A 15905-nucleotide genomic window follows, 5' to 3' on the forward strand; every position below is an offset into this window, starting at 1 on the left:
TTTACTTGAATTTTATCTAGTCTAACTTATTGAACTTTAAACTATATATAGGTATAAGCACTAAATGAAAGCTGGTGGTGTAGTATGTCTAAAAGAGATTACTTAATCAAACCATTAGTTGGTGAAAACTATCCAACGATTGATCGGGGAGAAAATATCTACCTGTGGGACAAGCAAGGGAAAAAATATATTGATGGGTCATCTGGTGCAGTATCTGCAAGTATAGGGCATGGTGTGAAGGAAGTAATCGATGAAATGACTAAACAGGCATCTAAGGTAGCGTTTGTATACAGATCACAATTTACAAGTGAAGCAGCGGAGGCTTTAGCTCAAAAAATTGCCGAGCTTGCGCCAGGGGATTTGAATTGGAGCTTTTTTGTAAACAGTGGAACAGAAGCTACTGAAACTGCTATGAAAATGGCAATCCAACATTTTCAAGAAAGAGGAATTTTTTCGAAAACTAAAATACTATCAAGAATGATGAGCTATCACGGAATTACAATGGGTGCTTTATCGATGTCAGGTCACCCACTAAGAAGAAAACGATTTACTAGTTTACTTGAAGACTATCCGATGGTCGAAGCGCCATATTGTAAACGGTGTCCTTATGGGTTAACGAGTGGGAATTGTGAATTACTTTGTGCTACTTCTCTTGAACGAACGATTCAAAAATTAGGTCCGGAAAATGTAGCTGCCTTTATAGCTGAACCAATCGTTGGAGCAGCAGGAGCAGCGTTAACTCCACCAAAGGGATACTATGAGAAGATTAGTGAAATTTGTAAAAAACATGATGTCTTGTTTATAGCAGATGAAGTGATGACGGGAATTGGTCGAACTGGAGAAATGTTTGGAGTCAATCATTGGAATTGTATTCCGGATATTTTAGTTTTAGGAAAAGGGTTAGCTGCCGGCTACACACCAATTGCTGCAGCTGTTGCAAGTGATCGAGTGATGCAGCCAATTATAGAAGGTAGCCGTCTTGTTATGAGTGGACACACATTTAGTGGAAATCCATTATCTGCAAGTGTCGCATTAGCTGTTTTAAATTACGTTGAAAAGAATAATTTAGTTCAAAATTCGAAAATACAAGGTGAAAAAATAATTTCAAAATTAAAAGAATGGCAGACACTTTTTCCATTCATTTTTGACGTACGAGGAGAAGGCTTACTAATTGGAGTCGAGTTAAATGAAGAATTTTTTGAATCAAACAGTTTGACATCACATGTAATTAATATTGCTAAAAGTAAAGGTTTATTGTTATATCCATCTGTAAGTGGACCATATGGGAGGGTGGAAAATAGCTTCTTATTATCACCACCTTTAGTCATTTCAGATGATCAAGTCGGAGAGTTACTTATTATTCTGGAAGAAGTATTTAAAGATTTGAATAACGAAGCGAAGGAGGTAGTTTAATGGTAATCAATACATTTGGAAAAATCATACGTATTGATGAAGCTCTTTCATACTTCCATGATGATATGGTACTTATGTTTGGGGGATTTGGAGGTATTGGCAATCCGCCATCACTTATAAAAGGAATTTTAGAAAAAGGAATTAAAAATTTAACATTGATTGGGAATGACACCGGCTTTCCAGATGTTGGAATCGGGCAGCTTGTTACCGCAAAAAGAGTTAAAAAAATGATTACGACCCATATTGGTTCCAATCCAAATGCAGGGAAACAAATGACAGATGGAACACTAGATATCGAGTTTAGCCCACAAGGTACGTTTATTGAACGTGTTCGTGCAGGTGGTGTTGGTCTAGGTGGCGTGCTTGTTGATATTGGAATTGATAGTGTGATCGATGTGAATAAACAAAGGGTAAATATACATGGAAAAGAGTATCTAGTTGAGACGCCACTTATTTCTGATGTATCGATTGTTTATGCCAAAAAAGCTGATCCATTCGGCAATTTAATATTCGATAAAAGTGCACGAAATTCAAATCCATATGTAGCGATGGCTGGCAATATAACGATAGCGGAAGTTGATGAAATTGTTCCTATTGGTTCATTGGAGCCTGAAGAAATCATTGTTCCAGGTGCATTCGTGCATCATATCGTTCAATCGGAAGGGGTGAATTGGAAGTGGGTTTGGGAAAAATGACTGCTCGTGAAGTGATGGCTCAGCGTGCAGCGAAAGAAGTTAAGAATGGAATGATTGTAAACTTAGGTATTGGAATTCCTTCACTTATTCCGAATTATTTATCTGAAGATTGCAACGTTATGTTTCACGCAGAAAATGGTGTTCTCGGGATTGGACCGACACCTCTAAAAGGTGAAGAAGACGGAAACTTATGCAACGCAGCGGGGCTTCCAGTTACGCTTGTTCCTGGTTCTAGTTATTTTGATAGTAGTATTGCTTTTGCCATTATTCGTAGAGGTTTATTAGATTTAACCGTACTTGGTGCGTTAGAAGTAAGTCAAAATGGTGACTTAGCAAATTGGATTGTTCCAGGGAAAAGAGTACCAGGCATTGGAGGAGCAATGGACTTAGCTCAAAAATCTAAAAAAGTAATTGTACTTATGAATCATACAAGTAAAAATGGTGAACCAAAAATTGTTTCTGAATGTACCCTTCCATTAACTTCTCCAAAATGTGTTGATTTAATTATTACTGAAATGGCTGTTATTGAAGTTAAGAAGGAGAGCGGTGAACTCTGGTTAAATGAGGTAATGTCACCTTATTCGATTATTGAAGTAATAGAAAAAACAGGAGCACCATTGTTTGTAAATCCAAATGTAATTGTTCATAGATGGGAGTGAATTCAATTGAACTTAAAAACGAGAATTAATGATTATATTTCAAATCATAGTCAAAATGCAATTGAACTCCTTCAAAAACTAGTTCAGGAAAGAAGTGTTTCTGGAAACGAAGCTACTGCGCAGGGTATCGTCACTCACTATGTAAACAAGCTAGGTCTTGAATTAGATGTATGGGAGCCTTCGTTTGAGGAATTAAACGAATCTAGTTTTTTTATTTCTCAAAGGACTTCATTTAAAGATAGTCCGAATATCGTTGCAACTTTAAAGGGTTCGGGGAATGGAAAATCGATTATATTAAATGGTCATATAGATGTTGTCCCAGAAGGTGAACTACACCAGTGGAAATATCAACCTTATAGTGGAGAAATTGTAGGTAATCGGTTGTATGGCAGAGGAGCAACCGATATGAAGGGTGGGAATGTAGCAGCCCTTTTAGCGATCGAAGCAATAAAGAACTCAGGAATACAACTAAAGGGTGATGTGTTTTTTGAAAGTGTAATAGAAGAAGAAAGCGGTGGGGCAGGTACTTTGGCAGCTATTTTAAGAGGCTATGAAGCCGATGCAGTCTTAATTCCTGAACCTACTAAAATGAAAATTTTTCCGAAACAACAGGGAAGTATGTGGTTTCGTTTAAAGGTAAAAGGCAGAGTTGCGCATGGTGGTACGAGATATGAAGGTGTTAGTGCCATTGAAAAGAGTATGATCGTCGTTAATCATGTTATTCAACTAGAAAAGCAACGAAATAAAAAATTACAAGATGATCCTTTATATAAAAATGTTCCGATCCCTATTCCTATTAATATAGGGAAAATAGAGGGTGGTACTTGGCCATCTTCCGTATCTGATTTGGTAATTCTTGAGGGAAGATTAGGTGTCGCTCCTGATGAAACAATGGAAAATGCTAAATTTGAGCTTGAGAATTGGATAAGTGGACTAAACAAAAAAGATGAGTGGTTTATTGAATATCCAGTAGAGGTTGAATTTTTTGGTGCTAGATGGGTTCCAGGAAGTATTGACCTTGAACATCCTTTTATGGAATCTCTAAAAGAAGCATTCGAAACGGTATATGAGAAAGAACCTATAGTTGAAGCTTCTCCTTGGGGAACAGATGGTGGATTATTTACACAAATAAAGCAGATCCCGACGATTGTTTTCGGACCAGGTGAAACAAAAGTTGCACATTACCCAAATGAATATATTGATTTAGATGAACTTATACAGTGTTCTAAAGTAATTGCTTACACATTACTAGATTGGTGTGGTGTGGATGAACGAAGTATTTTATGAAAACAAAGTAATTACTAAGAGGAATTTTGTAGCAGATATTTGTTTTGACTATTTTAATAAACGGATTCGAATTGACGATTATCGTGGAAACGTTGAATCGATGCTTGATTATATTAACCAAGTTAGTACGGATAAGCGTTTTACAAAATTTATTATAAAAACAAGGGACGAAGATTATTTCACGTTACAACTCCATGGATTTGTAAAAGAAGCTGAAGTGACTAACTATTTTCACGGGAATAATATGAGTTTTTATACAAAATACAATGACAATTTAAGGCGCAATAGTGATTTTTGGATTGAAGAAGATGAGATTGTTCAAAAAATTGTTCTTTCTCCAAATAAATGGAATAAACCTGATTTGCAAGATAACTATACTATGAGAATTGCTACTGAAAAAGATGCAGATGCATTAGCTGGCTTATACAAGCAAGTTTTTCAAATTTATCCGACACCGTTAGATCAACCCGATTATGTTGCGAAATCAATAAAAGAAGATACAATTTTTTGTGTGATTATTCATAATGGGCAAATTGTTAGTGCTGCTGGTGCAGAGTTAAATGAACGATATTACAATGCAGAATTAACGAATTGTGCGACCTTACCTTCTTATCGCAAACATGGGTGGATGAAGCATTTATTGCTTGAACTTGAGTCTGAACTGATAAAAAAATCCATTTATTGTTCTTATACAATCGCGAGGTCAAGATCGTATGGAATGAATGCGGCATTTCATCAATTAGGTTATAGATATACTGGTAGGCTTACAAATAATTGTTATATCTTTGATAAAATAGAAGATATGAATGTATGGGTAAAAAATTTAGCAGATAAATAAAAAACATAAATTGTACGACCGAACTAAACTAATATTTTAGGAGGTTAATAAATATGATGCAAAAATTATATAAGCCAAATCGTCATTGGAAAGATATCGAGTTATGGAAGGACGTAACAGATGAACAATGGAATGATTGGCTTTGGCAATTAACCAATACGATTCGTACAATAGATGATCTGAAAAAAGTCGTTAATTTGACTCCAGATGAAGAGGAAGGGGTAAAGGTCTCTGCAAAAACAATTCCTTTAAACATAACTCCTTATTATGCATGGTTGATGAATCCAGATGATCCACGATGTCCAATTCGAATGCAGTCAATTCCAATCAGCAATGAATTATCGAAGACAAAATATGATTTAGAGGATCCGCTTCATGAGGATGAAGATAGTCCAGTTCCAGGGTTAACCCATAGATATCCTGATAGGGTACTCTTCCTTGTAACGAATCAATGTTCAATGTATTGCCGTTATTGTACAAGACGAAGATTTTCAGGGCAAGTTGGTATGGGTGTTCCGAAAAAACAACTGGATGATGCGATAAATTATATCCGTAAAACTCCTCAAGTTCGTGACGTGTTAATTTCCGGAGGCGATGGATTATTAATTAATGACAACATTTTGGAATACATATTAAAAAATCTTCGAGAGATTCCACATGTTGAAATCATTCGGATTGGAACGAGAGCACCCGTTGTATTTCCACAAAGAATTACTGAGAATTTATGTAATATATTGAAAAAATATCATCCAATCTGGTTAAACACTCATTTTAATACATCAATTGAAATAACAGAAGAAGCGAAGAAAGCGTGTGAAATGTTAGCTAATGTTGGCGTTCCTCTTGGTAATCAGTCAGTGATTCTTGCTGGAATAAACGATAGCATCCCAATTATGAAAAAACTAATGCATGATTTAGTTAAGATTAGAGTTCGACCTTACTATATTTATCAATGCGATTTATCAGAAGGCATTGGACACTTTAGAGCACCGGTTGCAAAAGGATTGGAAATAATAGAAGGATTAAGGGGACATACATCTGGTTATGCTGTTCCAACATTTGTTGTAGATGCACCTGGTGGTGGTGGGAAAATCTCGCTACAACCGAATTATTTGTTAGCTCAAAGTACTAACAAAGTTGTATTACGTAATTTTGAAGGTGTGATTACTTCATATCCAGAACCTGAAAATTATGTTCCAGATCGAGCAGATGATTATTTTAAAAGCATTTATCCGGAAATGGATGAAAAAAATTCAACTGTTGGCATATCTGGAATATTCCAAGATCAATTCTTTAATTTAGTACCTAAAGGACTATCACGTTTAAATAGGCGTGAAGAATATCAAAATAATCCGGAGCATATGAGTTTAAAGAATAAACGAGAAAAACGTGATGAAATGAAAGAGAAAAAATTCCAATCTCAACAAGCGAAGTACAAGATTAATCAGGAATAATTGTTACATTTTAAAGGTCAAAGGACTCGGTTATTTCACGAGTCCTTTTTTCTTATGCTATTAGCAAAATTATAATAGAAGAAAGGGAATTAGGAACACTATATGAAAAGAGTTGAAGTGAGGAGAATTATGAAGAAAATATTAATTATCATGCTATTTGTCGGATTCGTTTTGCAATATCCGAGTCAAACATATGCAGATCAAAAAATTCCCATTTTAATTTATCATTCGATCGATGATTTTCATGGACATGGTGCGATTGATTTATATGTTTCACCAAAGAATTTTGAAGAACAAATGACTTATTTGCGAAATCATGGTTTTACTTTATTATCGTTTGAACAATGGAAAGAGAAATCAAAGGTTAAAAAACCTATTTTCATTACATTTGATGATGGATATAAAAATAATTTGAATGCATTTACGATCTTTCAAAAATTAAAAAGTGATCGTTTTAAACCAATCGGAACAATTTTCGCAATATCTGAATTTATTGGTCGCACTAATAGACTTTCAGAGACTGATTTAAAAAAGATGGTTGAATCTGGGATGTTTTCCATTCAATCACACACGGCGACTCATCCGGATTTAATGAAAGTAAAAGACTATGAATATGAATTGAAAATGTCTAAAGAGAAAATTCAACAAATTACAGGCAAACCTGTAATTGCACTAGCCTACCCTTATAGTTTGTATAATAAAAAGGTAGTGGAAGAAACCAAAAAATATTATTCTTTTGGACTAACAACTATTCCTAAACTATATACAGGACAATCCATACCAAATGAATTATTTCTTTTACCAAGAATTTATATTAAGTATTCCACTACTATTGAGGAGTTTGCAAATATAGTAGAAGGACGTTAAAGCGATTATGTTCAAATAATCGCTTTTTCAATTCTTCATCGCATGTTAATTTATAAAAAATAAGAATTTGTCGATTTTTAGGTTGTTTGTGAAAAGTGGCTCTCATGTTATGATATAATTGTCGAGTGAATTTAGAGATAGAAAAGGTGATTAAATGAGGTCAGATCCATCTCAAAGACCATCACCAAAGATGAGGTCTGTATGGAGAATTACATCGTTACTTAGTAGTATTTCTCTAGTTGCATTACCAATTATTTATTATTTTCTGATGCGATATTTTTCATTTCCTACTCTTTTTATAATCGTTTTATCTGTTGGCGTTATTGGACTAATCCTTTTTACAACTTTATTTTTGCCATCATTAAAAATGAAATATACAGCTTATGAAATTTATGAAAATGAGTTAGAAATTCAAAAAGGCATGTTCGTTATTAAACGAATTATTATTCCAATGGTAAGAGTACAACATGTTACGACAGAAGTTGGTCCATTACTTCGTCGATATGGTTTATCTACTGTTAATATTTCCACGGCTGCTACCACTCATAAAATTGAAGGCTTAGAGCATCATATTGCTGAGAATTTAAGAGATAAAATTGTTTATTTAGCAAGGATCAGTGATGATGATGTTTGAGCCGAAACGACAACATCCAGCTTATATTTTATCAGTATTAATTGAACAAATTAAAAATGTTATCATTCCAATCATCATTTTATTAATCTCAGGTGATAAAGGATCAATATTTCAATATTTGTTTGCTGCTGTTTTAGTTGTATTTCCTGTTGCTTCAGCAATCATTAAATGGTATCGATTTTCTTATTGTTTGACTGAAGACGAATTTAGAATTCGTTCGGGATTATTTGTAATTGAAAACACTTTTATTCAAAAAGAACGAATTCAATCAATTGCAATTAACGCTGGATTTATTCAACAACTCTTTAATGTCGTTAGTGTACGAATTGAAACAGCTGGTGGAAAGAAAGCAGAAGGGGTACTAAATGCGATCCCAAAGGATGAAGCACTCGCTTTAAAAAATGAAATTTTACGCTCTAAAAAGAAAAAAATAGATGTTAATGTAACTGAAGAAAATCAAAAACCAGTTGATGAACCAACTGTTGATTATTGTACGAAAGTAGATACGAAAAAACTTATTTTAGCTGGCTTAACTTCGTTTGAAGTTGGAATTGCATTTGCGGTATTGGCATCATTATTTTCGCAAATCGAGGATTTATTGCCTAAAAGTCTTTATGGAGCATTATATAATCAAATCCAATCATTCACATATATGATGTTTTTTTTCGTATTTTTAGGATGTTTATTGCTGTCCTTAATATTTTCTACATTAAGATATGTGCTAAAGTTTGCGAACTTTACTGTTCAGCGAATCGAAAATCGACTTATTATTTCACGTGGAATATTTGAAAAAAATGAGTTTACAGTTTCAACTAAACGAATACAAGGTGTTGTCATAAAAGAAGGTATTCTCCGCCAGTTATTTGGCTATGCGACTGTATATGTTGAAGCGGTCGGAATGGGAGATTCGCAGGAGTATGGAAGACATGTTCTGCATCCTTTTATAAAAAAAAGAGATGTCCCTTTATTTTTAAATCATTTTCTACCGTCAATCGTATATGGTGAAATCTACCATTTAGCACCAAAAAGAGCTAGAAGAACGTATTACGCGAGAAACATAATTATCTTTTTATTAATTGCTAGTGGGATCGTTTTACTTCCATTTATTCAATTTTGGGCATTCGGGATTGTCTTAATTGGTATTTTTATAGGTGAATTAGGATATAGAAATGCAGGGTATTCTTTGTTAGATCGAACAGTGATCCTTCGTTCAGGTTACTTTTCTAGAACTACTGCTATACTGCCAAAGGAACGGATACAAGTATTAATAGGTGAACAAAGTATCCTACAAAAAAGAGTAAAACTGAAATCAATCTATATTACAATTCTTTCTAGCCAATTCGGTCATACATATCAAGTGAATCACTTAGATGAAAGAGACGTTAATCGAATGATCGGATGGTTTAGTTAAAATATTATTTTTGAGACTACATTTCCCTTGAATTTAATCATGTGCGCAATTTATTTTTAGGGAAGACGTGCATACAATTTATGTAACACGTCTTTTTTTTATGGACTTTCATCATTTTATTTTAACAATTGGAGGAAACAAATTTGTGGAGAAAAATAGTAGTTGGTATTCTATTGTTAACGGTATTTTTTACTGTATTACATACGTTATGGAATAAGCCGGTTATGTTAAAGGATGGAATGATCGATGATGTAGGGCATCTTCTTCCTACTAAAATAGACCGTGTAGTGAAGGGGAAAGAGATTGAGCAATTAAAAAAAATTGTGAAGACCGCAAATCAACAAGGAAAAACAGTTTCGATTGCAGGTCAGCGTCATAGTCAGGGTGGTCATACGTACTATAAAGATGGGGTTGTTATTGACTTAAAATCGTTTAATCACGTAAAAAAAGTGGATCCTATTCGAAAAACTGTCATTGTTGAAAGTGGTGCAACTTGGGGAGATATCCAAAAAGCAATTAATCCGTATAATCTTGCATTAAAGGTGACACAATCTCAAGAAATATTTTCGGTTGGTGGTTCTTTAAGTGTAAATGCACATGGTCGTGATATTCGAAATCATTCATTAGCTAGTACAGTTAATTGGTTTACACTATTGACTCCAGATGGAAATGTAATAAAAGTTAGTCGTCCAGAAAATAGTGATCTTTTCCCTTATGTTCTTGGTGGATATGGATTATTTGGTGTAATTTTAGATGTTGAACTTCAATTGACAAATAATGAACTGTATAAAATTGAGACTAGTACGATGGATTATGATGAATATCCGTCATATTTTAAAAAGAATGTATTAAATAATAAGCAAGCAGAAATGCACATTGGGCGTATTTCGGTCGCGCCAGATAGCTTTTTAGATTCCGTTTATTCAATTAACTATATGAAAACTTCACGCAAAATGACTGATTCAGATAAGTTGTTGAAGGAAGATCATTCTTCATTTTTACCAAAGCTAGCGTTAGGGATGTCTCGTACGTCTGATGAAGGAAAAAACATTTTCTGGAATATACAATATCATTTTATCGACTCACTTAGTGGAAACTATGAAACTCGTAATAATGTCATGCGATCTGAAAGTAAATTTATGGAATTTGAAGACAAACAAGATACTCAAGTACTTCAAGAATTTTTTGTTCCTGTCGATGAATTTGTTCCGTATATAGATGATGTAAGAGAATATTTACAAGGTGAAAACTTAAATATTCTCAATATCACTATTCGTTATGTCGAAAAGGATGATGAAACAGTTTTAAATTATGCGAAAGATAACATGTTCGCTTTCGTCGTACTAATTCAACATGGCAAAGATCAATCATCCATTAAATATGCAAAAGATGTCATTCAAAAATGGACTGATATCACACTAGATCATAATGGGACATATTATTTACCTTATTATCCATATCAATCTAAACAACAAATGAAATTAGCTTACCCTAGAACAAATGAATTTTTTGAAAAGAAGAGAGAGTTTGATAAGAAAGGTGTATTTATTAATACCTTTTATCATAATTACGGGGAGTAAAGTGATGAATCGGTTTTTAATTACCTTATTAAGTATAATTGGTTTCAGTAGTTCATTAGTTTTTCCATACTATGTACTTTTTTTGAGAAATATTGGGGATAGCTATGATGTATTCAGTTTATTGTACGGTTTATTTTCATTAAGCTTGAGCGTAGTTGTTTATTTTGGAGGAAGATATATTGAACGTTTTTCTCCATATTTATTGATGATGTGTCACTCGTTATTTTGTAGTTTATTATTCTTCTCGTTACCTCTCATTGAAAATATAAAAATTGTATATATCGGCCAATTATTATTTGGTAGTTTTACAGCTTTATTTAAACTAGCAGAGAAAAGATTATTTATGAATGCTTCATCTGATTTTTATCGAAGCTATTTATTTTGGACATCATTTGTAACTGCATTATGTATTATTGGTGTAGGGATTTTATTAGAATCGATTGATATTCATTTTATGTTTCATCTTGCGGCTTGGCTCTTCTTTTTAAGCGGAGTAGGTTTAGCATTTAAACTTTTTAAAAATCGTAAAGTCGTTGTTTAATCAATTTGAGCCTTGCTAAAAAAGTTGGTTATTGCTTTATCTAGCAACAAAGTTAAGAGATTTTTTTAAAAGTTTTGAATAATAAATAGGATGTACTGTATTTACACAACAATGTTTTGTTTTTTGTTAATTGAATTCTTAAAATGATTTTTTAAAAAGGAATATTTCTCTTTCTATATTAAGGTTTATAGGTTTTTAAGTTCAGATTTATGCTTTTATAAAAAAATCTAATGAGATTATCTAATTTGTGTATTGTGGAAGTAACGAAACAATGTTATATTAACTAAAAGAAATAATGTATTTTGATTTAATCATTAGATAATTAGTTTATTTGAACTTAAAAATATAAATGAAAGGGAATGATATGATGTTAAGACATGAAGAAGCTGTTGGGATTTTTTATGCTGCGTTCGTAATCTTAGGATTAACAATTGGTTTAGGAGTAGGTTATTTCACTTCACATATAATTGTTGGAGGATTTTTAGGTTTTGGTATAGGAATAGGTTTAGGTCTATTGAGTAATGCAATACTATACATTAATAAAGACTGATTCAAAAGGATCGCTGTTAAAGGGGAGATATGTATGAAACAAAAGGAAACAAAATTGGTTCCTGTTATGATTGCGTTATTACTTGGGATATTTTTTGCTTCACTTGATAACACAATTGTTTCAACTGCAATGCCAACCATCTTAAAAGATCTAGGTGGTTATGATAAATTTGTTTGGGTTACTTCAGCATATTTAGTTACAGAAATGGCGGGTATGCCGATTTTCGGTAAACTTTCAGATATGTATGGAAGAAAAAGATTTTTTATGTTAGGTATTATTTTATTCATTGGAGGGTCAATCCTTTGCGGTACGGCTCATTCAATTGTTCAACTTAGTATTTACCGTGCGATCCAAGGTATCGGTGGAAGTGCTTTAATGCCAATTGCTTTTTCAATCATTTGGGATGTCTTCCCTATTGAAAAACGTGGTAAAATGAGTGGTATTTTTGGTGCGGTTTTTGGATTATCTAGTGTACTTGGTCCATTAATCGGTGCTTATATTACGGATTATATTGACTGGCGTTGGATTTTCTATATTAATATTCCTTTTGGATTATTAACTCTTGGATTAATTAGTTATTTCTATAATGAATCGAAAAACCATCAAAGACAACAAATCGATTGGTGGGGAGCAACAACTTTTGTTATTAGTATCGTTTGCTTAATGTTTGGGCTAGAGTTAGGCGGTAAAGAATACGCTTGGGATTCTGTTCAAATTTTAAGTTTGTTCGCTGGTTTTGCTATTTTTCTTATTATTTTCTTATTTATCGAAAGAAAAGCATCTGAACCAATTATCTCGTTTGATATGTTTAAGTATCGCTTGTTTGCAGCAAGTAATTTTGTCGGTTTATTCTATGGTGCTGCCTTTATTGCGGCTACGATTTATATTCCAATCTTTATTCAGTTTGTCCAAGGCGGTACTGCTACAAATTCAGGTTTAGTTTTATTACCAATGATGGTTAGTGTCAGTGTTTCTGCTGCATTTGGGGGTGCACTAGCAAATAAAACTAGTTACCGTAATATCATGATTGTATCAGTTATTCTTTTATTAATTGGTATTATTTGTTTAGGTACATTAACTCCTGATACAACAAAGTTCCAAGTTATCTTATATATGATTATTGTTGGACTTGGAGTTGGCGCATCATTCTCTGTACTTGGTATGTCTGCGATGCATCATTTCGATAATGAGAATCGCGGCTCAGCAAGCTCAACAAATTCATTCTTACGTGCATTAGGAATGACGGTTGGTATAACAGTATTTGGTGTTATTCAACGTAATGTATTTACAAACAAAATCACGGATTCTTTTGCTAAATCTGGAGCTCCTCAAGATTTTTCAAATATTAATCAAGCTTTTTCACCAGAGGCTAGCAAGTTCATTCCAGCACCTATTTTAGCAAAAATTACAGATGTGTTTTCGACATCCATTTCTCATACATTCTTATGGACACTTATTCCAGTTGGATTAGCGTTCTTCTCAATCTTCTTAATGGGGAACGAGCGTTTATCTGATAAAGAAGTTGCTGAAAGCAATGCTTCATAATTTATCATAGTAACTAATGAAGAAGACCTTTATGGTCTTCTTTTTATTGGGCTTTATTCTATTAGATTGTTGTTTTTAAAAAGTTTTTTTATTAATGTTTCTTTTATTCGGACTATTAATTAAGTAGGTTGTCTTTTTTGCAAAATAGTTTAGACTAGTATTTGAGGTGAAAGCTCTTGAAAGATAAGGTTTCTAGCACGAAATGGTTTGGACTTGCACTACAATCTCTACTTATTTTGGCAGAGTACGATGGAATTTGTCCAAGTGCAATTATGGCACAAAAACTTGAAGCACAATCAACTTTCTTAAGAAAAATTCTTGCTAATTTAGTTAAAGCGGGAATCATTTCTGCAAAAGAAGGTCGTGATGGTGGATATTACTTAGCGAGAGAAGTTAATGAAATAACATTAAAAGATGTATATGATGCAATGAGATCAGATCCATATTCAAAAGGTTTTCTTGATGTAAATAGTAAGGAATGTTTTGACCCATCAACACGCTCAGCCTTATATAATTTAAAAGATGAGATGGAGAGCTGGTTAGTAGAGGGCTTATCTAAAAAAACAATTTCTGATCTATTACCAAAGGAAGTTAACTAAATGAAATCGAAACTATGTTTCGATTTTATTTTTTAAAATTAACTGTAGTTGACAAATATACAGTTAAAGTTTTATACTGTATCTATAAACAATACAGTTAATAAGGAGAGATTATGATGTCAAAAATTTCAACTGACAAAGAAGAATACTTAAATAAAGTTAATGAAATAGATTTTGGGAGTGAGGCGCCAAAAGAAATTGAAGGCACAGATTTTTTTACGGTAGCTAAAGAAAGACGTTCTGTTCGTCATTATGATTCAAGTTATCAAATGGATGACGCTGAAATCAATGAGTTATTAGAAATAGCAATTCAAGCGCCATCTTCATCAAATCTACAGCCTTGGAGATTTCTTGTTATTAAAAATCAAGAAACGAAAGAAAAATTATTACCTATCGCTAATAATCAGCAACAAGTTGTTGATGCATCTGTTGTAATCGCAGTTCTAGGTGATCTTGAAGCTTACAAAAATGCAGATCGCATATACAATGAATTAGTTGAAAAAGGTATGATGACACAAGAAATTAAAGACTTCTATGTAGGATCAATCATTAAAAACTATGGTAGTTTTCCAACTGAAGTTGCAACTAAAGTTGCGATGATCGATGGGGGATTAGTTTCAATGCAATTAATGCTTGCTGCTAAAGCAAAAGGTTTAGATACAGTTCCAATGGGTGGATTTGATCAGGAGAAATTTGTAGAAGCTTTTAATGTACCTGAAAACTTTAAACCAGTTATGCTAATTTCTGTAGGTAAAGGCGTTAAAGCTGGATTCGAAAAAGTTCGTCTTTCATTAGATGAAGTTGTGACATGGGATAAATTTTAATAGGTTACTAAAAAGGCGTTTTCCAATTTAGGAGAACGCCTTTTTATATCAATTCAATTACTTATTTATTCTCACCATGTAAGCGATAAGCCATATGGTTTGTAGGGCCTACGTATTCATTTAATGGGAATGAGTGGCGAATTGCTTCTGTAATAAACTTCTTAGCTGTATAAATCGCTTCTCTTGGCTCAACCCCTTTAGCTAATTCAGCCGCTATCGCAGCTGAGTATGTACAGCCAGCACCGTGAGTGTAAGTCGTTTCGATTCGATCTGACTCTAAACGCTCCATTTTTTCTCCGTCAAATAATACATCTACTGCATTTTTATGTTGGATTTTGCTTCCGCCTTTTACTAGAACAAATTTAGCACCAAGTGCATGAATTTTACGTGCTGCTTCTTCCATTTGTTCGATTGTCTTAATTGGTTCCATTTTTGCTAATTGAGATGCCTCAAATAAGTTTGGAGTGACAACAGTTGAAAGGGGAACTAATATCTCTCTTAATGCATCATTTGTTTCTGGGTGCAGAGCTTCGTCATTACCTTTACAAATCATAACCGGATCGACAACTACACGGTCAATAGAATGTTTTTTAATTGTCTTGGCAGCTAATTCAATGACTTCTACAGAACCAAGCATGCCAGTTTTCATTGCTTGTATACCAACACCTACAACGATTGTCTCTAACTGCGCTGCGATCGTTTCTATGTCAATTGGAAATACTTGATGATGCCAATGATTATGAGGATCCATCGCAACTAATGTTGTAATCGCACTCATTCCATAAACATTACGCTCTTGAAATGTTTTAATATCTGCTTGTAATCCAGCACCACCGCTACTATCGGATCCTGCAAGAGTTAAAGCTTTATAAACTGTCATATGACTATATCCTCCTTTATTTTACATTGTTATTATTATACAGAAATGAAAGGAGAAGGTACAAGGATAAGAGTAGATTGGACCAATATGAGGAATATAATGTGAGTAATTTAAACTTTTCTGAAATA

The 15905-nt window shown here is 33.5% G+C and carries 16 protein-coding genes; 15 read left to right on the top strand and 1 reads right to left on the bottom strand.

The genetic code is table 11. The features are described 5' to 3' along the window. Positions 1–84 precede the first annotated feature (84 nt). The 15 genes from B7R65_RS15375 to B7R65_RS15445 all read left to right on the top strand — a co-directional run bounded on the left by B7R65_RS15375 (position 85) and on the right by B7R65_RS15445 (position 14897). Positions 85–1413: an aspartate aminotransferase family protein gene (locus tag B7R65_RS15375; protein WP_088043684.1), complete on the top strand. Its 1329-nt coding sequence runs from the start codon at positions 85–87 to the stop codon at positions 1411–1413. Then, positions 1413–2108 (top strand): 3-oxoacid CoA-transferase subunit A, encoded by a 696-nt coding sequence (locus tag B7R65_RS15380; protein ID WP_088043685.1) that lies wholly within the window; start codon positions 1413–1415, stop codon positions 2106–2108. The genes B7R65_RS15375 and B7R65_RS15380 overlap by 1 nt, the downstream gene beginning before the upstream one ends. Continuing rightward, positions 2105–2767: a 3-oxoacid CoA-transferase subunit B gene (locus tag B7R65_RS15385; protein WP_373419590.1), complete on the top strand. Its 663-nt coding sequence runs from the start codon at positions 2105–2107 to the stop codon at positions 2765–2767. The genes B7R65_RS15380 and B7R65_RS15385 overlap by 4 nt, the downstream gene beginning before the upstream one ends. Before the next feature lie 6 nt (positions 2768–2773). Then, positions 2774–4054 (top strand): peptidase, encoded by a 1281-nt coding sequence (locus B7R65_RS15390; RefSeq protein WP_088043688.1) that lies wholly within the window; start codon positions 2774–2776, stop codon positions 4052–4054. Then, positions 4035–4892, top strand: coding sequence for a putative beta-lysine N-acetyltransferase (gene ablB / locus B7R65_RS15395; RefSeq protein WP_088043690.1), 858 nt, complete (start codon positions 4035–4037; stop codon positions 4890–4892). Before B7R65_RS15390 ends, ablB begins: the two co-directional genes overlap by 20 nt. Before the next feature lie 53 nt (positions 4893–4945). Next, entirely contained in the window at positions 4946–6346 is a 1401-nt protein-coding gene (kamA, locus tag B7R65_RS15400; RefSeq protein ID WP_088043691.1) for a lysine 2,3-aminomutase, read from the top strand. A 129-nt stretch (positions 6347–6475) separates the two neighbouring features. Beyond that, positions 6476–7213 (top strand): polysaccharide deacetylase family protein, encoded by a 738-nt coding sequence (locus B7R65_RS15405; protein ID WP_088043693.1) that lies wholly within the window; start codon positions 6476–6478, stop codon positions 7211–7213. A gap of 154 nt (positions 7214–7367) precedes the next feature. Further along, positions 7368–7847 (top strand): PH domain-containing protein, encoded by a 480-nt coding sequence (locus B7R65_RS15410; protein ID WP_088043695.1) that lies wholly within the window; start codon positions 7368–7370, stop codon positions 7845–7847. Beyond that, a complete protein-coding gene (locus B7R65_RS15415; protein ID WP_218780444.1) occupies positions 7840–9258 on the top strand; it encodes a PH domain-containing protein in 1419 nt (472 codons plus the stop codon). Before B7R65_RS15410 ends, B7R65_RS15415 begins: the two co-directional genes overlap by 8 nt. Before the next feature lie 143 nt (positions 9259–9401). After that, complete coding sequence (locus B7R65_RS15420; RefSeq protein WP_256941345.1) at positions 9402–10838, top strand: FAD-binding oxidoreductase; 1437 nt, start codon at positions 9402–9404, stop codon at positions 10836–10838. Between the two features lie 4 nt (positions 10839–10842). Then, positions 10843–11379 carry an MFS transporter gene (locus tag B7R65_RS15425; RefSeq protein ID WP_088043697.1) on the top strand — a complete coding sequence of 179 codons (537 nt, stop codon included), beginning with the start codon at positions 10843–10845 and terminating at the stop codon, positions 11377–11379. A gap of 349 nt (positions 11380–11728) precedes the next feature. After that, positions 11729–11929 (top strand): hypothetical protein, encoded by a 201-nt coding sequence (locus B7R65_RS15430; protein ID WP_218780445.1) that lies wholly within the window; start codon positions 11729–11731, stop codon positions 11927–11929. 33 nt (positions 11930–11962) lie between these two features. Beyond that, on the top strand, positions 11963–13474 hold the full coding sequence (locus B7R65_RS15435; RefSeq protein WP_088043699.1) for an MDR family MFS transporter: 1512 nt from the start codon (positions 11963–11965) through the stop codon (positions 13472–13474). Positions 13475–13650: 176 nt separating this feature from the next. After that, positions 13651–14073 (top strand): RrF2 family transcriptional regulator, encoded by a 423-nt coding sequence (locus B7R65_RS15440; protein ID WP_088043700.1) that lies wholly within the window; start codon positions 13651–13653, stop codon positions 14071–14073. A 116-nt stretch (positions 14074–14189) separates the two neighbouring features. Then, positions 14190–14897: a nitroreductase family protein gene (locus B7R65_RS15445; protein ID WP_088043701.1), complete on the top strand. Its 708-nt coding sequence runs from the start codon at positions 14190–14192 to the stop codon at positions 14895–14897. Between the two features lie 61 nt (positions 14898–14958). Here B7R65_RS15445 and pdxK read toward each other — a convergent pair whose 3' ends face one another. Further along, positions 14959–15777, bottom strand: a complete 819-nt coding sequence (pdxK, locus tag B7R65_RS15450; RefSeq protein ID WP_088043702.1) for a pyridoxine/pyridoxal/pyridoxamine kinase — start codon at positions 15775–15777, stop codon at positions 14959–14961. Positions 15778–15905: the final 128 nt, after the last annotated feature.

This window comes from Bacillus sp. EAC (assembly GCF_002156875.1).
Classification (GTDB): domain Bacteria; phylum Bacillota; class Bacilli; order Bacillales; family Bacillaceae_G; genus Gottfriedia.